Source organism: Aeribacillus sp. FSL M8-0235, assembly GCF_038000355.1.
GTDB lineage: Bacteria > Bacillota > Bacilli > Bacillales > Aeribacillaceae > Aeribacillus > Aeribacillus composti.
On record NZ_JBBOBW010000001.1, the window covers coordinates 2,042,559 to 2,064,226 of the forward strand.

General features: G+C 38.9%; 13 protein-coding genes, 4 pseudogenes and 1 CRISPR repeat array (1 of these 18 only partly in view). Of the genes and pseudogenes, 4 read left to right on the plus strand and 13 right to left on the minus strand.

Annotation, left to right across the window (positions count from 1 at the left end; translation table 11 throughout):
• Positions 1–234: a CRISPR direct-repeat array (repeat unit 30 nt; unit sequence GTTTCAATTCCTCGTAGTTAAGATAAAAAC) (it extends 68 nt beyond the left edge of the window).
• 323 nt (positions 235–557) lie between these two features.
• The 7 genes and pseudogenes from NSQ71_RS09840 to NSQ71_RS09865 form a co-directional block, all read right to left on the minus strand.
• On the minus strand, positions 558–3,065 hold the full coding sequence (locus NSQ71_RS09840) for a restriction endonuclease-like protein (protein WP_340733867.1): 2,508 nt from the start codon (positions 3,063–3,065) through the stop codon (positions 558–560).
• Positions 3,034–3,498, minus strand: a complete 465-nt coding sequence (locus NSQ71_RS09845) for a hypothetical protein (protein ID WP_340733869.1) — start codon at positions 3,496–3,498, stop codon at positions 3,034–3,036. Before NSQ71_RS09845 ends, NSQ71_RS09840 begins: the two co-directional genes overlap by 32 nt.
• A gap of 268 nt (positions 3,499–3,766) precedes the next feature.
• Positions 3,767–5,905 carry a helicase-related protein gene (locus NSQ71_RS09850; protein WP_340733871.1) on the minus strand — a complete coding sequence of 713 codons (2,139 nt, stop codon included), beginning with the start codon at positions 5,903–5,905 and terminating at the stop codon, positions 3,767–3,769.
• An 8-nt stretch (positions 5,906–5,913) separates the two neighbouring features.
• Positions 5,914–6,765: a HamA C-terminal domain-containing protein gene (locus tag NSQ71_RS09855; RefSeq protein WP_340733873.1), complete on the minus strand. Its 852-nt coding sequence runs from the start codon at positions 6,763–6,765 to the stop codon at positions 5,914–5,916.
• 397 nt (positions 6,766–7,162) lie between these two features.
• Positions 7,163–7,503: pseudogene (locus NSQ71_RS18560) on the minus strand (competence protein ComK); the annotation flags it as partial.
• A 12-nt stretch (positions 7,504–7,515) separates the two neighbouring features.
• Positions 7,516–7,656: a hypothetical protein gene (locus NSQ71_RS09860; RefSeq protein ID WP_340733876.1), complete on the minus strand. Its 141-nt coding sequence runs from the start codon at positions 7,654–7,656 to the stop codon at positions 7,516–7,518.
• Positions 7,657–7,933: 277 nt separating this feature from the next.
• A pseudogene (locus NSQ71_RS09865) lies at positions 7,934–8,116 on the minus strand (hypothetical protein); the annotation flags it as partial.
• Positions 8,117–8,215: 99 nt separating this feature from the next.
• Here NSQ71_RS09865 and NSQ71_RS09870 point away from each other — a divergent pair.
• The gene (locus NSQ71_RS09870; RefSeq protein WP_340733878.1) at positions 8,216–8,641 is read left to right on the plus strand and encodes a hypothetical protein; all 426 of its coding nucleotides are present in this window, start codon (positions 8,216–8,218) and stop codon (positions 8,639–8,641) included.
• Between the two features lie 344 nt (positions 8,642–8,985).
• Here the strand turns inward: NSQ71_RS09870 and NSQ71_RS09875 are convergent, their stop codons facing one another.
• The 6 genes and pseudogenes from NSQ71_RS09875 to NSQ71_RS09900 all read right to left on the minus strand — a co-directional run bounded on the left by NSQ71_RS09875 (position 8,986) and on the right by NSQ71_RS09900 (position 17,935).
• Positions 8,986–9,342, minus strand: a complete 357-nt coding sequence (locus NSQ71_RS09875; protein ID WP_340733880.1) for a hypothetical protein — start codon at positions 9,340–9,342, stop codon at positions 8,986–8,988.
• A gap of 1,070 nt (positions 9,343–10,412) precedes the next feature.
• Entirely contained in the window at positions 10,413–10,667 is a 255-nt protein-coding gene (locus NSQ71_RS09880; RefSeq protein ID WP_063388730.1) for a hypothetical protein, read from the minus strand.
• Positions 10,668–11,061: 394 nt separating this feature from the next.
• Positions 11,062–12,427 (minus strand): annotated as a pseudogene (locus tag NSQ71_RS09885) (ISLre2-like element ISGsp4 family transposase).
• A 1,532-nt stretch (positions 12,428–13,959) separates the two neighbouring features.
• Positions 13,960–15,309 (minus strand): annotated as a pseudogene (locus tag NSQ71_RS09890) (GntP family permease).
• Between the two features lie 49 nt (positions 15,310–15,358).
• Positions 15,359–16,903 carry a gluconokinase gene (gene gntK / locus NSQ71_RS09895; protein ID WP_340733884.1) on the minus strand — a complete coding sequence of 515 codons (1,545 nt, stop codon included), beginning with the start codon at positions 16,901–16,903 and terminating at the stop codon, positions 15,359–15,361.
• A gap of 15 nt (positions 16,904–16,918) precedes the next feature.
• Positions 16,919–17,935 carry a LacI family DNA-binding transcriptional regulator gene (locus tag NSQ71_RS09900; RefSeq protein ID WP_063388183.1) on the minus strand — a complete coding sequence of 339 codons (1,017 nt, stop codon included), beginning with the start codon at positions 17,933–17,935 and terminating at the stop codon, positions 16,919–16,921.
• Positions 17,936–18,573: 638 nt separating this feature from the next.
• On the opposite strand from NSQ71_RS09900, the gene NSQ71_RS09905 reads away from it, so the two are divergent.
• The 3 genes from NSQ71_RS09905 (at position 18,574) to NSQ71_RS09915 (ending at position 21,323) form a co-directional block, all read left to right on the plus strand.
• Positions 18,574–19,620 carry an energy-coupling factor ABC transporter permease gene (locus tag NSQ71_RS09905; RefSeq protein ID WP_340734425.1) on the plus strand — a complete coding sequence of 349 codons (1,047 nt, stop codon included), beginning with the start codon at positions 18,574–18,576 and terminating at the stop codon, positions 19,618–19,620.
• A 61-nt stretch (positions 19,621–19,681) separates the two neighbouring features.
• Complete coding sequence (gene cbiQ / locus NSQ71_RS09910) at positions 19,682–20,488, plus strand: cobalt ECF transporter T component CbiQ (RefSeq protein ID WP_340733886.1); 807 nt, start codon at positions 19,682–19,684, stop codon at positions 20,486–20,488.
• Positions 20,489–20,492: 4 nt separating this feature from the next.
• Positions 20,493–21,323 (plus strand): energy-coupling factor ABC transporter ATP-binding protein, encoded by an 831-nt coding sequence (locus NSQ71_RS09915; RefSeq protein ID WP_340733888.1) that lies wholly within the window; start codon positions 20,493–20,495, stop codon positions 21,321–21,323.
• The last annotated feature ends 345 nt before the right edge of the window (positions 21,324–21,668 follow it).

Here is a 21,668-nt window from a genome sequence, read left to right on the forward strand (position 1 = left end):
TGTTTCAATTCCTCGTAGTTAAGATAAAAACTGGTGGGAAGGCGTAACATTTGGTTGTTACAAAAAAAGTTTCAATTCCTCGTAGTTAAGATAAAAACTTCCAATTTTCCGTTTTTCACATCAATAATTCGTTCGATGGTTTCAATTCCTCGTAGTTAAGATAAAAACGTGCGACATGAATAGCTTTTTCTTTCGAAAGATTTTGTTTCAATTCCTCGTAGTTAAGATAAAAACCCTACAAATTGTTGTTAGATAAGTATTTGGCTTAAAATAGTTTATTGGTTATTTTCATTTTAGCGAAGGTGTTACATTTAATCAATCCTTTGATTTGTCAAGGTTCAACGAAGATTTGAAAGAGTCGTCGATCCCCCTAGGATTTTTGCACGATTGGAGGTCGACGACAAATTTTCATTTTTTTTGAAAAAGATGTAAATGATCCTAGTAGTTTTATTGAACAAAGGCTTGTTGCAGAACCTTTTTGTTCCACAAGTAAGAAAAGTGCCTTTAACAAAGGCAGCAAAGGAATCATTAAAAGGACCTAGCTTCCTCCAAAAAAACTAGCCCTCCCCCATCATCTTCCAAATTTCCTTAAACACTTTCGATGGCTGTTTACGCAGTTCCTCAAGCTTTACAACTTTTCTTACATTCTCTTTCGCGATAGCCAAGAAATTTTGATCGTAGTCAAGATTTAGCACGATGTCTTTGATTCGATACGCTTTTATTTTCGAAGCTTTGTCCAAGTACCTGTCATCCAAATCAAACCGGATTCGATCCGATAGTCGTCGCAGCATTCTCCACAAGGTGACTTCTTCTTTTGATTTCATGAAAAGTTCTGGCAATTCTTTCGCATCTTTTAAGGTATTTAAGGTTGTCATCGTGTAGACAGAAATTCCATAGCCAACAGGTTTAATAATTTCTTTGAGAAAATGCCAGCTCTCGATTTCGAATTTGACATATTCTTCTGCACTGTTTTTCGGTAATTCGGTGATTTCATATCTTTTCACAAATTGGACGTCGGTTATTTTTCCGTAGCACGTCACACCGTTTGTCGGTGCAGCTCCTTTTTTCGGATAAAGGGCAACATATTTAGCTTCTTGCCAGCCTTTATTAAGACGTTTGACAGGGATGTGGTAAAATCGATGCTGAAGATTCGCCCGATAGTTTTCTTCTCTTGGGACCATACCGACAAGGACCTTTTCCTCAAGAGAAGATTGCCATTCCTCGATCGTTCCTCTTGGGAGGATTCCTTCCTTTTGTAATTCTTCAGGATTTTTTTCAATTAGTCGTTCGATCAGTTGTTCTACTAAGCGTGTGGCATTTGGTAAAAACGGCAAGCCGCCGATATTGACTTCATTGATGCTTTTATAAAGCTTGTGCTCTTGATAGCTGTCTTCATCCCACCAAGGAAATAAAACGTAAGCGCCAAAAGCGGTTCGTTCGTATGGTCCTTGGTGGCGGACAACTAGTGAATCTCGATAACGGTGCATCGTATTTATATCTTCTTCTGTTGGTCCTGGAAGCTGATAGTTTCGATGATAGCTGCTCCCTTCCATCGCAAAATCGATACGGTATTTTGCATCAAATATATAATTGTATGTGTAATCCTTTCCCTTCTTTTCGATCAATAGCATTGTATCCGGGATTTGCGGGATGGTTGGTAATTTCCCTTCGTATTTTTGATACGTTAAAATAATTTTTTCACTCGTGTACGGATGTTTATATATTCGTGTAGCTGAAGCATTTTTCTCCAGGTTGACAAATAAACCGTTTCGATTGACACGAATAATATCCTGACTCACTAACTTGTATTTTTTATCTAAGATTTGCCCTAATTTCAAAAACGTCCAATATTCGTAAAGGGTCGCGACATCTTTGACGGACATTTGATACAGTTTTCCATGCAGTGCAAGACCTCTTGTCACTAATAAATAAATTTGAAAGGCATCGCGATAGCCAGGAGCCATTTGCAATACAAGGCTCATGACAGAGCGATCGAGTATCCCGATCGTTTTCCAAAAGAAACTATTTACTTTCTTTTCTAATTCTCTTTTCATGTTTGAAAGCTTTTCGATTAGATCCTGATCAGGCTCAACCTCATAGCGCTTGTTTTTTGAATGTATTTTTTCTAGTAAATCCGCTAATTTATCGATTAATCGGTTCATCATCCATTTGACAAAACGATTTTCCAACGTATCAAACGTGAGATCTTTTTTGATTTTTAATCCGGAAACAGGCATGACGAGACGGTCATGGATCGCAATACCATTGGGCACATCTCGAAAAAGCTGCGAACGTTTTCGCAAATAATGTCTTCCTTTTTGATCGAGACGTCCTAATTGATCCCCTCTCGCCTTGACATGAGTTTTTACAAGCTGGTGGTGAGGCTGCTGTTCGATTCGTTTGATCGCTTGAATAAAAGAGTGAAAATGAACGTCCATTAAGCGAAAAAATTCACTTCTAGATGGGGTTCCCTCTAGCTTTACTTTGGCCCGCTGATACGTTTTTTTGATAAAGTGGAAGGCAAGATTATAAATTTCATCGTTTACTTCTTGTAATAGTTTGTGATAATCTTCTTTGTAATTTAATTTCGTTGGAAAAATTTCAATTGTGACCTCTAACACAGTTTTGTTTTCATTTCTAATTTCAAAGGTTGAAAGCCCCACTTCATTTTGAAACTGGAGATTCCCCATTAACACATAAGATTGTCCGATCTTTACTTTGTCTACCGCTCTTCTTAATGAAGGGTGTTCATGATAAAAAGATAATTCTGTATCGACTTTCGGAGAGACGATGACTTGGTAAATTCCGTTTTCAAAAAAGATTGGACGATGATACGACCAGTCGACTAATGTTTGTTGATCTACATCAAATACTTTTATCTCTTGAATGCCTTCCCCATCGACCGAAAATTCCATTTGTTCGTGAACATCCATGTTTCGATATTGCTTCAAACCTTGATATCGCTCATGATAAGGCTTCCCTTTCATGACGAGTGTTAATAGTTCAGTTTCAATATGGACTAGCTCTACATCCTCATGAGCTAATCCAGAAGGACGTAAAGCCATCGTCCGTTAACCTCCTTAACATTTCTAGAATTTTAGCTGCACTTTTCGGATATTTGGCATAGGAAAAATTGGCTAGATCTTCGTAATTCTCATGTAATTCAGCACCTGTACAAAACATATACAGCTGTTCCAATGCCCGTTGTACCCTCGTATCACTTCCAGAAATTCTCGGTAAGACTTTTTGAAGAAGACAGTGATCAAACGCATTTTTATATGTCATCAAATTTCCTTCTTCAGCATAGGCAAGGTAAAAACAAATTTCGTCCCGCACACGGTAACCAACATGAGCCCCAAGTGGCTGCAAGTACTGATTCACTTGTACAAGCTCATTCGTTGCTTGCTCAACGATATGTGGATACTCCTGATAAACATCTTTTAAATGCAAATATTTCGCAGAAAAAGCTTGATCCTTTAATGTAATTGGATGCTTCATAGCGACGATTATTATCATCTTGAAACAAAAAATTCAGTCGCTCTTCCCTTGGCTGTTTTCGCTCTATGTTTTACAATTCAATTTCGCCCAAACGGAGTATGGATGGGGCATCAACAATTTTTTTTGTACCCATTTTTCATTTATTTGAGGGTGGTCTTTTAAAGAGATTTTCTAAAGTTTTATATAATCCATAAATCTAACCTTCTTTCGACATGTTTACATGATTCCTTTGAATGAAAGGTATAAAGCAAAAAAATAATTTTTGAAATTAGTTATTTATAAATTCGATTAGTAATTTCTTTTCAAATGGGTCTAATTGCAACGAATCAACATTAAGTGCATTTATTAGCTCAATTACGTTATCAACATCTACTTCCTCATCTTTGTTAATATCAATTATTGTCTCTAATTTCCTTAACAAGGATAAAGGCATACCAAATTCTTGTAGAGCAGCAACAGCAGGATTACAAAAACCTGATTCAATTAATGAAGCATAAAATTTATAATCCCCGTACGATAATCCATTAGATTTAAAGACAGATTCTTGTATTTTCTGTAGTCCCAACAATAATTTAGGAAATCGAAACTCAAACCAACTTCTTCCTAATTTAGTAGCTTTTTGGACAGCTTGGTCAACACTTCGGACTCTTCTATCATTCTTTTCTAGAAAACGAATAAACCTAGCCATATTTGACTTTACTCTCACGTAGTTATACACGTAAAAAGCAAGTTGGTCACCACTGAACACTTCATCACGGTTTCTTGAAAATCTAAGATAGTCATAAATTAAATTACAGCTCACCTTTAATTGTTCATAAGTAGGATACCTAGTCCAATATAGTACAGAATGATAATAGTCTAAATTTCTCTGAATAAGCTCTGCTACCGCCAATTGTCCCTTTACAGAAATATTATTATTTCGCTTAATCACTTCAACGTCTAATACCTCTTGTTCCTTATATTGTTGAATTTTTTCTTTTGCAAAGGGCTTTAAGTCTTCTTCTTCTACCTGAATAAGAATTTCATCTGTAGCATTCTCTTGAGTATACCATGGAATATCAACAGAAATATCTGTATCATTCGGTGGTTCGTAAAACGAGTACACCCTACCAACAAAATGTTTGGTCATTCTACCAGCTCGGCCCCTAATGTTTCTATAATCAAAAAATGTGATATTATCGTTTCCTTTCTTATTATCAAAAATAATAACATTTTTAGCTGTTGTGTTAATCCCTTCAATCAACGTGCTTGTACAGAATAGATATTTTATTGTACCTCTATTAAACTCTTCCACAATATATTTTCCTAGATGCCTAGGCATAGAGCCATGATGAAAGGCGATACCATAAGGTAGTGCTTTATTGAGTGTCCATTGTGAATGTATGTTGTTTTGTATCCAATGAATAGCATCTTGATGATTACCACTCTGCTCCCAATTATTCTGTATTTTCTCCAAGATTTCTCTAACATATTTTTCAGCACTAGTTGGAGATTTACAGTAAATCATAGTTGGCTCATCCAACTGTTCTAACAATTGAAGAAGTTGGTCTAATTCTTTATTTCTTTTGCGTTCAATAAAAAATTCATCACATGAGACAGTTGTAAAATCCGACGAAATAAACCTACAATTATAACTTTGTTCAAACCCATGTGGAATAGAAGCAATATTAGGACCTAAAAGATAAAATTGTTTCGTCATTTTAATTAACTTATAAAAAGCATGGTTTAATACATTGACTCGCTCATCTTCACTTCTTGTACCATCAAGTTTATAAAACTCATCAATTACAAAAAAATCAATTTTGGGTATTCCTTCGATTTCTAAAAATCTCTCAGGTGTTAAGATAAATATATTTCTGTCACCTATCGTTTGTTTGGAAGTAAAGATGAGTTTGTAATGAGATTTATATTTATTCAACTTCAGTCTAAATTCATCAATTAAAGCTAATGTTGGAAGTATTATAACAATATTTTGGTACTGCTTCGATGCTACAATTTCTTCAATAAGTAAACTTTTCCCAAAACTAGTTGGAGCACTTAAAATGATACTTTGATAACAAGTTATTGCATCATAAACCTCCGCCTGCTTTTGATGCATCACAATATTTGGAATATTTTCCGAACGATAGAACTCATAATGCAATAACTCCCTAGTTGAAACTTTTTCTTCATTTTCAAAAGATAAATACGGAAAATATCCTAATTTATCAAGAAAATCATTCAATATAGGTTGAATTTGTGATGGAAGTTTGTTTCGTTTATCCAACAATCGTAATAAAACGTCCCTTCCTTCATGTTCAGTACTTTCATCTTTAGTTACCCGATTAATCCAAGCAAAAATATCAAAATATTGTTCCACTGATAATTGTTCTTCATCAATTAACCTTTTTACATTTTGATAATTCATATCTACCCTCATATCTGTTGCCAAATCCTTAATTTATCGTGTAATTTATCTACTAATATCTCTTTATGCTCTAAAGGAATTAGTATTAATATAATATCTACGTTGGTTGGAAGATTTTTACTCCTAAAATTTGTATGATGTTTATTTAATTCTTCAATCAAGGCCTTTTTATAATCATCACATACCACTCTATAACTTTTCACAACATCGCTATCATATGTCAAAAGGACTGGAATTTTAATTCTAGTAAAGATTTTATCTAAGCTTGTCCTTTCATCGATTAACTTTTTTAATTTATCTGCGTACTCCCAAGTATCATCAATTTTGTTTGATATGAATAAGAACTCATTACGCAAATAATCCTTATCAGTGTGGTCTTGTAGCTCTTTAACAACATCTCTAATAGCTCTGTAAATATCGTTATAAAATTTCACTTCCCCAAGCCACAACTCCAGTTCACCCTCTATTGGAACAATATGTACTGCATCAAAACCTTTGACCGTTTCATTTGCTCCATCTTTATAATATAATTTTGAAATAGCAGGGATTGAATTAAAATAGTCCCTCATTATTAAATGCAGTAGTATTTCGCCATATTCCCCTCTCGATTTATACTTATCAGTTGCATACACAATTTTCGCAGCCTTTTTTAGTTTTCTATTGGAATTAAACGGATTCATTGTAGCCTTTTCTTTTTCAGTTAATGCAAAATCTGCTAATGCAGAAAAAATCAAGTCGACCATTTCATCATATCTAAATTCGCCTAATTCATATCCTACTGAAAAACCGCGAAAATGAGTGTCTTCCACGAAAATGTCCAATATCATATCCGATTCAAATAGAGGCGTAGTTGTTGACATTCCTTCCCTCCAGATGCTGTTTAAAAAACACCATTTTTTTCTAATAATTAAATATTACAAAATATTAATTGATGTGAAAAGTAGCATTTAATGTTATACATTTACATAATTTTTTTTAATGCTGATTTTGATTTCCTATTAAATCTTGTTACACTTTTAAGGTCAATAAAAAATCCTCCTTTCTTAATAAGCAAGAAAAGAGGACTTCTACTAAATTGTTCTTAACATTTCAATTTTTATCTCTTCCAAAAATATTTTTCCAACGCTCTCAGAAATACTTCTTCTAGTTTCATCGTTCCATATGTTTCTTTGGCCAACTTCTTGGAGAAAGCGATTTATTGATGGTGTATCACCTCAAATACACTAAAAATTAATTAATATCATTATTTTTTACCTTTTATTTTTTTTGTTTAGGATTCAGCCAAAAAGAAAATTGTGACGGGTAACAAAAACGTGTAATACACATTGCTGATTTCTTGCATTGTTCATGAAGTGTATGAAATGATATATTTAACTTCAATTGTTTATAATTTTTAAAAGTAATGAGTGATTGTGTTTTGTTAATAGGTGAGATTTCCAAAATTTGATGGAAAAATATCCATATGCACCGAGTTTGTTCGGGGAGTGTGTGGGAAAGGCAATAATTTTCTCAAATTGATTAATCAGAATGGGGATTCTTTGGGTGTAATTAGTAAAATGGATAACAGCTTGGCGCCTTCCTTCATAAGTGGAACAATTGTTTAAACAAGCTTACTCTAATAGTTTCAAAATTGGTTTGGAAGAATAAAATTCACCTTCCAAATCTAAAATTTTCGTTTGACATTTTTCATGGTGATTATGCAGAAGTGCTATGGTTGTTTGACTAATTTCATAATCTTCACAAATAACCATTTTATGCCCTCCTTACAAAAAACCTAATGTAAATATCAAATACATAATCATTATAATATTCTGAAATAAATTTTTCTACCATTTATTATCTTATTTTCTAAAATATGACATAAAAGTGCACCCTTTGTCTAAAATTGGATGTCAATTTATGTCTTCTTGCTCAATGTTTAACCAATCAATATATTATTTTTCGCCTATTTAACCAAAGAAAAATACCTGCCATCCCCCGAATGTTTTAAAAGATTTCAACAAAACCCGGGTGTTGGCAGGCACTATATTAACCTTCACCTATCAAAATAGGAATCCTATCATTATATTTTTCTATTATTTTGTTGTTATGGTCATCGGCTCCTTCAATGTTTCCACTTAAAAAAATAGGTGGTTCAAACCCTTTTTCCGCCATTAAGACGATAGCTTCCGCAAAGATCGCATTCAAAATGGCAGTTCCGACAACAGTAGAGATAAAAGCTTATTAAAACAATACGTTGCAAAAGTTGATATTAACAGCACTAGTCGGCAATTTACAGATGTTAAATCCTTTTCAAAACTTATGAAAAGGTTGCCATATGTAGGAATAGCGTTCTCAATCGGGACAAATATAGGTGAATTTTGGCATAACAACAACCAATATAAATCTTGGTTTGAAAAATTCGGGAGATTTTCGGCAGGTATAGGCCTTGATATTGGTGTTGCTGCGACAACGTCTACGGGAGCAATTATAGGTTCATTCATAGCACCAGGTGTAGGAACTATTATTGGCGGGGCTATTGGCGCTGGAGTTGGTATTGTCGGGTCATGGTTGATAGAGGATACCGTGAAAGACTTTGGCGAAAAAGTGGGACGCGAAATTGAAGAAGGTGTTCAGGAAATAAAGGAAGGAGTGGAAAAGGTCGGAAAAGAAATTGAAGAAGGTATTGAAACCGTTACAGAAATGGTCAATGATTCTTTAACAACCGCGGAAAAGTATATTGCGAATTTTTTTTAATTAGTGCAATAGAAATTGAGAAAAAGATACGGTCCAATTCAAATTACTTTAACAAAGGAGATTCTAATATAATGAAAGAATTATTGCCAAACTCTAATTTGAAACAACCAGATCGCTCATTTCCATTAACAAAAAAGAAAAATAATAATTTCTCTATTAAAAGAGGAGCTGCCTTTTTTTTAGAGAGTAATCTCTTTGTACTTCTCATTCTCTTTATTCTTCTCATTAATAAAAATTACTGGAATGAAGACAGTTCAACTATTGTTTTCATTTTTATTTCCGGTTTTGAACTCTTTTTTATGCTACTTTTTGTTCCTGCTTGCTTCCTCTATGAACCGGTCAGTCTAAAACAAATCATTCAACCATGCTATTTTTTCGAATTTTTCGACTTTAATCAGCAAAGTTCCTCCTTGTTCCATAGCTTGCATACTGTTTATCAAAATATTTAGAAACACTTGTGCTAATCCGTTTTGGTTGGCAAGGACATATACTTTTTTCTCTGCAGATTGTTTGATGACCTGAATCCCTTGATCTTTCATTTTTTTTCTTAAGTGAGATAATAACTCATCTATGACAGCAATAACGTTTATCGTTTCTTTGATGTTATCTTCCTCACCTTTCGAAAGTTTTAAAAAGTTAACGAGTAATTGATTCATTCTTTGAGATGTCTCTAAAATGTCATTGGTAAGTTCGGTAATCACTCCTCATTTCCTGCCACTTCCTCTCTAAACAATCGTTCCTGCTCATTAATTGGCAAGATGCCGACTTATGAAAGCTGAATGGGTCAAATTAACTTTGACGGAGGAGCGCTCTAAAGATAGTCGAACTATCAATTAAAGGGGACCATGATAAAACTACAGAGTTTCAATTCCTCTTAGTTAAGATAAAAACACAAAAGACGTTTCTTTTGAAATCCGAAATGAAATGTTTCAATTCCTCATAGTTAAGATAAAAACCCCAGAAAATGTTGTTAAATAAGCATTTCGTTTTAAATGGTTGATTGGTTATTTTCATTTTAACGAAGGAGTTATATTTTATCAATCCTTTAATTTGTGCGGGCTCAATGGAGATTTGAAAGAGTCGTCGATCCCCCAGGTTTTTTGCACGATTGGAGGTCGACGACAAATTTCATTATTTTTAAAACATAACGTTTGTTTGCAGATCGACAATTCAATTTTGTTTAAATCCGTGTTTTTTCCAGAATGCTTTTTACTGCTGCTTCTGTATCATAGACAATATTCCACCAGCTTTTTTTTCGATCTCTTCTTTCTTTGGAACATTTTCATCTATTGATTTTGTAATATGGTGATTGCCTTTGAATCTCAAATTGATTATACACCAGATGTAAATTTATACAAGAATTGATTGTGAAATCCAAAAATTATATGAACAATATTTCTCAAGCATTTTTGGGTCAACTCGTCCGCTCCGGCGCATACATAGCCGGCAGCGTTAACTTCTTTACGGTTTAAACATAATCTTTTTCACCAAGTTCAGCTTTGCAACGTTTATTATCAACAAAAAAGCGTCTAGATGTTCGACGCTTCCTGCCCAGATTTCGTACTTTTTAACTTCACATTGACAACAAAACCTTTATATTCTTTGGTTGGCATTGTGATGGTGTTGCCCGAAAAACGAACCATCTGGTTGTTACCATTTCCGGCCAAACCGCTTGTTCCTCTAGCTGATTCAAGTACGCTTATGCAGCTGTCAAGAAAGGAAACACTTTATACTTTTCCAACCAGCTATCGCCCCGGATTTATGTCTGCCATTATTTCTCCGTTGTCTTTTCAAGAGCATATTTGATTGCAGCGACGGATCCGATCCCATACAAGGCATATTTTAATCCGTTTACTAAAACCTCAAACGAGAAAGCGCTGGCTTCAAAAATAGAGAAAGCAACGCCAAGTACAACTGCGACAATCGGAATGTAGCGATTCGAAAGATTGGTTGCTTGACGGATTGCGTACAGCAAAACGGCTAATGCCACATATGCAGTGAACTCAATTGATAGAATAGCTTCCATTTGAACATCTCCTTTCTAATTGTCATTGCTCCAACATTAGTGTATTCAAGACCTAGGGCAAGAGAAACAGCAGAAGCATAGCAATTCAACAAATGAGTTACTTGTCTACCGCACGGTTTTTTCCGTCACTGAACACTTACTTCAATGCAGCAAAAATAATAGCTACGACTCCTCCGATCACTGACACAATAATTGCGCTTGTGATCGTTAGCCGTAGCCACTTTGTATCGTTCTTAATAGATCGAATGGAGTCAGTCAAGACTTTGTGGGAACTTTTTTGATTCCTGAAAACAGATGTAAGTCATAGGTTAGCGAACCATTTTTTTGAATTTCATCCGTAAGCGCTTTCGGACTCTCATCCCTTGCCATGACAGACCGATATGTATACCTTTTTTTACCATCCTTTGAGTTCAGACAGGGCATGATAGATCGGAGTCCCGGACGATTGCTGTAAATATGGCTTGTTTCCGCGTTACCTCCGGAAGAAGACGGCGGACGCGTTGTTTCGCCTTGTTCACGATCGTCTGTTTGGTAGATGCCGTTTCCTCCGCCGGATGCGACGATTCTTCTCCTAAACGACGTCCGAAAAGACGAATCCCATCCATCCGGGCAATCATTGCCTTGAAAAACGCCCCGAGTCCCTTGTCTGTCCAACTGCGGCGGTATTTCACCCGATACGCCAGCTGGCTCATCACGCTTTCAGCCCTCCCCATCGGATACATGCCCGTTGTGTCCACTCCTTGCTCCTTCAGCCATTCCCGGTAATCACGGATGCATCCCGGCATCGATTCGATCCGGTGGATCAAGGCAGCCAGCTGTTGTTCTTTCGCTTCGTCCCCCAGCGTGCCGAGGGCGCTGTTCAGTTCCACAAGCAGCTTCTCTTCATCCTGCTTCGCCAGCTTTTGCCGAATCGCCTGCCACCGTGGATGGCCCGAGAGGCATTGACGCAACTCACGCGCCACGTGGAATCGATCCAATTGGAAGCAGACCCGTCCCTTGAAATACTCCCGGCACGCGGTAATCCATGGAGCGCCGTCCCCGTTGATGACAAGAAGATCCCGACACGGATCATAGGCATATTCGTTCATCAAAAATTCCTCGAAGCCTTCCCACACCTCCCCCTTGCCCTCATGGACGTAATGGCGCTGATTCACGAATTCGATCCGTGAGCCGTTGCGCTTCCACCCTTCGTGAACGGTCAGGATTTTGTCTTCCTTGGCCCGTTTTCCCTTCCCTTGGCGAGAGACAAACAGTCCATCGGCCTCCACAAACAGCACCCGTCCATATCGCTGGTCAACCGGGCAGTGCAGCGGAACTTCAGCCTCGAGCACCAACTGGCGGATCGCCTCATGGCTCATCACCGGATACCCGACCATCTGGGCAAGCGTATGAGCCGCTTTGCGATAGGAAGAGCACTCCACAGCCAATCCCACCGCTGTTTCTTCTAGACAAGGGCTGATTGACTGTGATCCATCAAACGCTAAAAAGGAGTCAAGCAAAAACGTGTAACGGTTTTGTTCTCGGTCTAAATAGTAGTTTCGCTCAAAGGTAACTTCGCCAAACAGGGTTTGAATCGTGGTGCGTCGTTTGTCTTTCAAGTGGTACCGGCGCTTGTCACGGGTTTCCGCCAATTGTCGGTCGATGTCCTCCAACAGAGCCGTAAACAGCTCAGCGAAGGCGTTTTGCAGGGCTCGAAACAAATCAAGTTCGATCTCTTTCCATGTCAACGAATTTGTGGTAAGATGTTGTTGAATATTCATGGGACTCTCTCCTCCTGTTTGATGGTGTGGACAATGATCATCTTACCAGGGAGAGAGTCCTTTTTCATGTTTCCTGCTTGGGATCCTACCGCGCTTCGCTTGGTGGCCCCGATGAGGGGGATTGCGAACCTACGTTCCCAACCCCCTCATCGGGGAATTCTAAGAATTTCTCCCACAAACATTTTACTCACACGATCGAATGTCATTAAATGTTTGTAGTCGCCTTGTGGTCAAGAAGGCAGGAGTTTTACGTCCGGCTTCTTTTCGTCCAATAATGATCGCCAAAACAATTGACATAGAACCGTAATTAAATTACATTCTTATCCTTTGAATTTCAAATGTCGATATTTAAAACTCAATCGTTTGCTCGATTCTCATTAAAAATTTTCAAAAGAAAAAATGAACTTACTAATAAAACAGGTATTCCTATCAAGATGTATAAAAAATTTTTCGGCATAATCATATCGTATACATACAAAAAAAGAGTTGTCCAAACAAACAGGACTATATATTTTAATATTTTTCAACTCCGCATTCATTTATCCATCGCTGCTTAACATAAAATCTCTATGAAACTGTCATTTACTGCTAATTTACATTGTATTAAAACCGATGGATAAACATAAAAAAGGTCGTGTAGTATGAATGAAAGCATTTTTATTTAGAAATCTCACAACATATTGGTTGGTATCAGTACTGATAACGATCTGTCTAATCCCTAGATTCAGGATGGAAACTCCTGATGAAATATTTCCTATATTTTTATCTGCTGGCTTCTATGTATCTTTCATTGTTTTGTTGTATGGGGTATCCGCATCAATCCTCTCTGAAATTTTAAGTAAAAGTATTATGAAAAAAGAAAATCGACTATTAGTCAAAGCAATTATATACTGTCTTTCTATATCTATATTTGCATTACAGTCTCCTCCTGAATTACTGATTTATGCAGTTATTCGTGCAGTGTTCTATTATTCTGTGGACGAATTTATTCGAAAATATAATAACAATAAACAATAGCCCAAGGATTTTTCTTTTGAACCTAAATAAAAATGCTCTATCAATACAACTTCTAAATTTTATGTCGTTGGGCGAACTTTTAACGAATGTTCCGTTCTTCTAATTTCGCATATTCACCTGCTTTTTACATTTAGATGAACAAAAAACACATAGTTTTGACGGCATCTCCTTTTTTATACGATTCAGCGAGCGATTAGTCTCACGCTTTTAGAAGTCCTTACGCAATTTCCTGCTGGGTTAGTTTGATGATCAAAAAAAATAAATGTGTGATTCTTTAAGGCTTGTAATTGCGATTGAAGAATATATTCATTTTTTACCATCACAGTCGTTTCCAAGAAAAATAACGGCCTTTCCCCGGTTGAGTATCGAGAAAAGGCCGCAGCTTCATATACTCTTTTTCTAATATCTGCTTGACAGAGTTATGTGCAAGTGACTATTACAGCATTGTTGTTCGATCTAAGTCGGAAATGCCCACTTAACAGGGTTTTGTGAAAGCGCCTGACATTTTTTATATCTTACACTAATAAATCCAGCAACGCAATCAGCGCAAAAGCGACGACAGAAATAATTGTCTCCATTGCGGTCCATGTCATCAACGTTTCTTTGACGGTCATGCCGAAATACTCTTTGATCATCCAGAAGCCGGAGTCGTTGACGTGCGATAAAATGAGTGATCCCGCTCCTGTCGCTAATACAAGCAATTCAGCGTTCGTGCCAGGAATGCTGGCGGCAATTGGGGCAACAATGCCTGCCGCTGTCATCATCGATACCGTCGCAGAACCTGTCGCAATCCGAATGAGCGCGGCAATTCCCCAACCTAACAGCAGCGGAGACATTTGCGAATGTGTAGCCCAGTCTGCGATTTGGTCGCCAATGCCAGAATCAAGCAACACCTTATTGAACGCCCCGCCAGCGCCGATGACAAGCAAAATATTGGCGACAGGACCAAGGCAGTCATTGGCAAATTTTAATACTTTATCGCGATTGAATCCTCGAGCGTAGCCAAGGCTAAAGAACGAATAAATCGTCGCGATCAAAAGCGCGATGATCGGATCTCCGATAAAGCGCAGCACTTTCGATGCTTCCGACGCTTGATCCAGCGTAACATTAGCTATGGAAGCAACCAGCATTAAAATAACCGGAAGCAGAATCGTAAATAACGTGTTGCCAAAGCCAGGGAGGTCTTTCTTTTCTTTATGCTGTACAAGCTGCTCAGCGATTTCACCAGGCACTTGTTTATACATACGCGACCCGATCCATTTTCCAAACAACGGGCCGGCGATAATGGCTGTCGGCAGCCCGACAATAAGCGAATAAAGAATTGTTGTCCCGACATCGGCTTTAAAAATGCCGACGGCAGCCATCGCAGCCGGATGCGGCGGAACAAGTCCATGCACGACAGATAATCCGGCAACTAGCGGAATACCAATTGTCACAAGTGAAATTCCTGTTTCCATTGCAATTGTAAACACAAGCGGAATTAATAGCACGAATCCTACTTAGAAAAATACTGGGATCCCCACTAAAAATGCGACGACCATCATTGCCCAATGGACGCGTTTTTGGCCAAAACGGTCAATCAATGTTTTCGCAATGCGTTCAGCGCCTCCGGACTCCGCCATCATTTTTCCAAGCATCGTTCCAAGCGCCAATACGATCGCTAAAAAGCCAAGCGTATTGCCAAGACCTGCTTTAATCGAATCAATAATTCCCGGCGTTTCCGGCGACGGTGCGATCAGCGGCATTCCCATTGCCAGCCCTACGCCAACGGATGTCAAAATCAAAGCGACAAACGGATGCATTTTCGCAACCGTGATGAGCAGCAATAACACAACAATCGCAGCAATAACAATCGCGATTCCCATTTCCCTTCCTCCTCTTTTCTGTTTGATGCAAACTAAACCGATTTAGTAGCTATCCATTTCTACGCTGGAAAGAAGCAATCACATCAAACTCATCCTTTAAGCGATCATATAATCGTGTATATATATCAAATAGTTCGGAATAAATAAGCGTATTTTCTTCATTTGGCACATGGCGTGATAAAATATGAATCCACGTTTTCACCGTATCAAGCGATGGAATATCGCCAAGCGCATACAATGCCAATGCTGCAGCGCCTAGCGCAGACGCCTCGTGCGTTTCCGGTACTAACAGCTCTTTTCCCATCATATCGGCAAGCATTTGCCGCCAAAACGGAGATTTCGCAAAACCGCCAGATACGCGGATTTCCGAAAGCGGCCCAGTGACATCGCGAATCGCCAGAGCGACAGAAAAGACGCTCATACATACCCCTTCCATCACCGAGCGAATAAAATGCTCCCGCTTATGACGGAGGCTGATGCCGAAAAAAGTCCCTCTTGCGTTCGCATTCCAGTACGGTGCACGTTCGCCAGACAAAAACGGAAGAAACAGCAATCCTTCTGAACCTGCTGGAACTCTTTCAGCGTACTTTGTCAGCAGTTCATATGGATCAATGCCGAGCCTTTTCGCCACTTCGCGCTCTGGGCTGCCAAATTCGTCACGCAGCCAACGCAGCAAAATACCGCCATTGTTCGTCGGCCCGCCAACGACCCAATGATTTGGTGTAAGCGCATAACAAAACGTCCGCCCTTTTTCATCTGTTTTTTGAATTGGGGAAATCGTCCGCACCGCACCGCTTGTTCCAATTGTAATCGCCGCCTCCCCGGGCAAAATCGCTCCGACGCCGACATTAGCGAGCACCCCGTCACTAGCTCCGACAACGACAGGGACGTTCGGATCCAAGCCCATTTGCTCAGCCCATTCTTTCCTCATCCCCCGCAATATGTGCGTCGTTGGCACCAAGCTCGATAACTGCGCTCTTGTCATTCCGAGAAGTTTAAGAACATCCTCATCCCAATCAAGCGTATCTAAGCGGAACAGACCCGTTGCTGAAGCGATCGAATAGTCGACAACATATTGGCCATATAATTGATACAGCACATATTCTTTCATCGATACAAATTTGTGCGTCTGACGGAATAAATCAGGCTGTTCCTCTTTCATCCAAAGCAATTTCGGAAGCGGGGACATCGGATGAATCGGGGTTCCAGTCCGTTTGTAAATGCTTATGCCGCTTAATTCATCCAAAAGCCGCTCCGCTTGTCCGACACTGCGGTTATCGGCCCAAATAATGCAGCGGGTAAGCGGGCGTCCTGATACATCAAGCGCCATTAATGAATGCATCGCCGCGCTGAATCCGATCGCCTTCACTTGGCTAGAAGGAATTTTTAACTTAGAAATAACAGCGTTTACAGTTTTCACAACAGCTGCGAAAATCTCCTCCGGATCCTGCTCCGCCCAGCCTGGATGCTGCTGTATTATTGGATAATCAATTGCGTGGGAGGCTAGCGTCCGCCCCTGTTCGCCAAACGCCACCGCTTTTGTGCTCGTCGTTCCGATATCGACACCAATTACAACTGGCTGTTTTGCTTCCATGTCTGCTCCCTCTTTCTATGATGTTTTTTCTTTTACCGATCCTCGTTCGATAAACGTAGGCGAAAAACGAAAAACTTGCGGTTGATGCTCGCTTTTTTTGGCGATTTGCAAAAAAAGCCGTTCTGCCGCTTTTTTCCCCATGGCAAACGTCGGCTGCGAGATCGTCGTCAACGTCGGCGTATAAACATGGGCAAACGGCACATCGTCAATGCTGATGATTGCCAATTCGTCAGGAGTATTAATATGATTTCCTTTAATAAAATACAAAACTTCCATCAATGTTAAATCATTGATCGCAAACAATGCTTCCGGCAAGCGGCCGGATTCATACAACCTTGTCAATTCTTTTTGAATACGCGGGATCTCCGTTGTGATAAAATAATCGTCAACAACTGGAAGTCCCTTTTTTACTAACGCTTGCCGAAATCCTTCAATGCGCTCCATCCTCGGAACGATATGGGAAACAAGCGGCGGAGTGACAATTCCGATGTGTTCGTAACCACGCTCAGCAAAATATTCGACCGCCAATTCAGCAGCCTTTTGATTATCAAGCAGAACTGCGTCCGCTTTGACCTCCGGAACCATCCGATCGACAAACACAAGCGGAAACCGTTCTTCAAGTAATTTTTGATATATATCAGCGTTTTTTCCTGTTGGAAAAATAATCAAACCATCGACTTGTTTTGCCCGCAGCATCTCAATATATTTCTTTTCTTTCTCCGGATCATCATCGGAATTAGAGACGATAACATGGAAACCCCGCTCTTGGCACTCTTCCTCAATCGCATGCAGCACTTGCGTCGTAAGCATATGCATAATGTTGAAGACGACCACTCCGATTGTCATCGTTGTTTTCTGTTTTAAGCTGCGGGCGATAATATTCGGTTGATATCCCAATTCCTTAATCGCCATGGCAATTCGTTTTCTCGTTTCCTCGCTCATATATTCATAACGTTTATTTAAATATTGCGACACCGTGCTTTTCGAGACATCCGCCAACTTTGCGACGTCAGCCATCGTAACTTTCTTCAAAGGGATCCCTCTTTCATTACTAAATCGATTTAGTATTTATAAGCGTTTTCATAAACCGGTTTAGTAAAATTATAAAACAAAATGAAATCGTTTTACAATTATTTTGTTAAAATTTTTTCTTTAAAAATCAACATATCTGGCTGCCAAACGTTGTAAATAAATTGATATTTTTGTGAACCAGTTAAATGCGGACAAATCCAATTTTAAAAAAACTGCCCGTTTATATGGATAGATTCATTAATCGCCGATAAGAAAAAATCTTCGCAAAACATTGACGGAATTACCGGCTGTGCGCAACAGCGATCATAAAAATGTAATTTTCGACATCTATGACCCGGCAAAAAAATCTGCGATACTAGTTGACCCTTAACGATGAGCCGAAAACAACATGAGTACCAGTAAAAATCCATCCCCTCCCCCGTTTCAAATCCAGAAACCGGATAGTGAGAAATGGCTGGATAGCAAAAGATTGTAATTGCTGGACAAAAACAAATCGCGTTCAACAAAGCTGAACATTTCTGACCATTGAAAGTCGTGTAACTTAACATTCTCTTGACCATTCTTGTCAAACCGTGATACGCTCGACTTACAAATTATTTTAAAAATTCTAAAAATAATGTTACAAAGGGGTGAATATGATGCACATGGCGGATGCCTTGATTTCACCAGCTGTTGGTGGAACCATGCTGGCAACTACTGCTGGAGTTGCAGCTTATTCAATCAAAAAACTCCAGAATGAGCTGGATGAAAAGAAAATTCCTTTAATGGGAGTGATGGGAGCATTTGTTTTTGCAGCACAAATGATTAATTTTTCAATACCAGGCACTGGTTCAAGCGGACACCTCGGAGGAGGAATGCTGCTGGCAATATTATTAGGTCCTTATGCGGGATTTTTAACGATGGCTTCGATTTTGTTGATACAGGCATTGTTCTTTGGTGACGGCGGATTGCTTGCTTATGGCTGCAACGTATTTAACCTTGGTTTTTATACGTGCTTTATAGCGTATCCATTCATATATAAGTGGATTACACGTAAAGGGGTTACTTCCAAAAGAATTTTTGCTGGTTCGATGGCTTCAGCGCTGGTTGCTCTCCAATTGGGTGCTTTTAGCGTTGTCCTTGAGACTCTTTTATCGAGAAAAACCGAATTGCCTTTTGAGAAATTCGTATTGTTAATGCAGCCGATACACCTTGCGATCGGGATAGTTGAAGGGCTGGTAACCGCAGCAATCATTACCTTCGTATGGAGAGCTAGACCTGACATTTTGGAAAAAGCAGCAAACGAGGAAGCCTTTGGCAATATATCTATGAAGAAAGTATTGACAGCCCTTTCAATCGCTGTAGTTGTGGTTGGCGGTTTGTTTTCTTGGTTTGCATCCGCTAATCCTGACGGACTGGAATGGTCTATCGAAAAAACAGCAGGTACGGCAGAATTGGAAGCTCCTGACGGCATTCATGAAACACTCTCTGAAATTCAAAGCAAAACAGCATTATTGCCTGATTATGATTTTAAAGCAAGTGAAAATGAAAAAACAGCTGGACAAGCTGAAAATGCGTGGCCTGCTGTTAATGCCGGGACAAGCGTTTCGGGTATAGTAGGAGGAGCATTGACTCTTGCATTAGCCGTATTTACAGGGTGGGTCATCATGTTGATTAAAAGGAAAAAAATAAAAACGACCGCTTGATCATTTTTATGGTGGGGCCCTCCCTTTAGTTTATTAAAATATATAATAGGAATGGATGTAAATGTCGAACATGATAAATTCGCTGTCTAATATGAGGCTTCTGGATGATCTGGCGCGAAAAGAGACCTTTATACACAGAATTCATCCACTAATAAAGCTGTTAACCACAGTCGTCTATTTGACTGTGGTTGTATCATTTGAAAGGTATGAAATAATTGGTCTTTTGCCTTTTATTTTTTATCCTATACTAATTTTTGCTTTTGCAGAGCTACCAGTTGCACCAATTTTAAAAATGATATTGCTTATTGAACCTTTCATTATCGGAATTGGAATATTAAATCCATTGTTTGATCAATCTAAAGTGCTGTTTGGTGGAATTGCCATTTCAAAAGGTTGGGTTACTTTTTTATCTATTTTAATAAAATGCAGTTTAACAGTGACAGCCAGCATTTTACTCATTGCAACAACAGGGATGGATCGGTTTGCTGCAGCTTTGCGGATGGTCAAAATCCCTAAGATTTTTGTCTTACAGCTTCTATTAACATATCGATATATATCGGTGCTGATCGAAGAGGTTTCTAGGATGATAAGGGCGTATTCACTTAGGGCGCCAGGACAAAAGGGATTAAAGTGGAGCGCTTGGGGCTCTTTTGCCGGACAAATATTGCTCAGGACTTTTGAAAGAGCAGAGCGGGTATATCAAGCAATGAATTTAAGAGGCTCTACAGGAGAGTATTATACAGGAGATATTGCAAAACTTAGCTTTAAAGATCTTGCCTATTTTGCCGCATGGAGTCTATTTTTTATTATTGCAAGAATTTACAACATACCTGTATTGATAGGGTCATTGTTTACAGGAGTGATTTGATAGGATGAGTCATCATAAAATTGAAGTGAGGAATCTGCATTTTTCGTATCCGGATGGACATGAAGCAATTAAAAATATGTCTTTTTCCATTTATCATGGTGAATCAGTCGGAATCATTGGTGCAAATGGTGCTGGGAAGTCTACGCTGCTAATGCTGTTGATGGGAGTTTATTTTCCGGATGGCGGAGAAGTGCTGGTAGGAGATGTGCGTGTAACCAAAAAGACATTACCGATGATTCGCCAAAGATTGGGAATGGTTTTTCAGGACCCTGACGACCAATTGTTCATGACTTCTGTTTATGATGACGTTGCCTTTGGACCACGAAATTATAAGCTGGAAGAGGAAGACGTGGAGAGACGGGTGATGCAGGCACTGGAGAAGGTTGGAATACCTCATTTGAAAGACAGGGCCCCCTATAAACTATCAGGAGGAGAAAAGCGGTCTGCCGCAATTGCATCCGTTTTATCCATGCAACCTGATGTATTGATCATGGATGAGCCAACTTCTGGCCTGGATCCAAAATCAAGACGGAGAGTAATTGATTTGTTAAAAAGCTTTGAACATACAAAAATAATTACCAGCCACGATTTGGACATGGTACTTGAAACCTGTAAAAGGATTATTGTGATAAAAAAAGGAGAAATAGCTGCAGATGGAACCGCAGTGGACATTTTATCCAATGAAGATCTGCTGAATAGCTGTGGCTTGGAATTACCTCTTTCACTTCAAAAATGTCCTGTTTGCGGAACTTCAAAAGGCAAATTCGGATATATCCATGAGAAAATTGTAGTCGACAAAGAAGCCAAAAAAGAATTGCGATTGACCGGAGAATGAGTTTGCTTTTGAAATTTGAAGAAGCTCAAATAAATTCAACTATTTCGAAGCAGTTGACCTTATGAAATAAGCACTGCCTAATCTGACGAGAACCATAAAATATTCTCTCGTTTATTTTGATGTTCCATGCACCCACGCTCCGACATCACTTTCACAAAAAACATCGGCTGGCTCATTGATGTTCCGAACTTAACTTATATCCGTTTCCCCGATTATAAAAATGATGAAGCACGACCGCATAGGCCGTGCTTTTTTGGTTAAAATTTTTCTTCATAGTTAAGATAAAAACGCCGACGGTACGCCGAAAAAACCGGTGTACATTCGTGTTTCAATTCCTTATAGTTA

Excerpts from the sequence above, each read along its gene's own strand:
- NSQ71_RS09840 (WP_340733867.1), bottom strand. The coding sequence starts at position 3,065 with ATGGCTTTACGTCCTTCTGGATTAGCTCATGAGGATGTAGAGCTAGTC.
- NSQ71_RS09845 (WP_340733869.1), bottom strand. The coding sequence starts at position 3,498 with ATGAAGCATCCAATTACATTAAAGGATCAAGCTTTTTCTGCGAAATAT.
- NSQ71_RS09850 (WP_340733871.1), bottom strand. The coding sequence starts at position 5,905 with ATGAATTATCAAAATGTAAAAAGGTTAATTGATGAAGAACAATTATCA.
- NSQ71_RS09855 (WP_340733873.1), bottom strand. The coding sequence starts at position 6,765 with ATGTCAACAACTACGCCTCTATTTGAATCGGATATGATATTGGACATT.
- NSQ71_RS09860 (WP_340733876.1), bottom strand. The coding sequence starts at position 7,656 with ATGGTTATTTGTGAAGATTATGAAATTAGTCAAACAACCATAGCACTT.
- NSQ71_RS09880 (WP_063388730.1), bottom strand. The coding sequence starts at position 10,667 with ATGGAAGCTATTCTATCAATTGAGTTCACTGCATATGTGGCATTAGCC.
- gntK (WP_340733884.1), bottom strand. The coding sequence starts at position 16,903 with ATGGAAGCAAAACAGCCAGTTGTAATTGGTGTCGATATCGGAACGACG.
- NSQ71_RS09905 (WP_340734425.1), top strand. The coding sequence starts at position 18,574 with ATGCACATGGCGGATGCCTTGATTTCACCAGCTGTTGGTGGAACCATG.
- cbiQ (WP_340733886.1), top strand. The coding sequence starts at position 19,682 with ATGTCGAACATGATAAATTCGCTGTCTAATATGAGGCTTCTGGATGAT.
- NSQ71_RS09915 (WP_340733888.1), top strand. The coding sequence starts at position 20,493 with ATGAGTCATCATAAAATTGAAGTGAGGAATCTGCATTTTTCGTATCCG.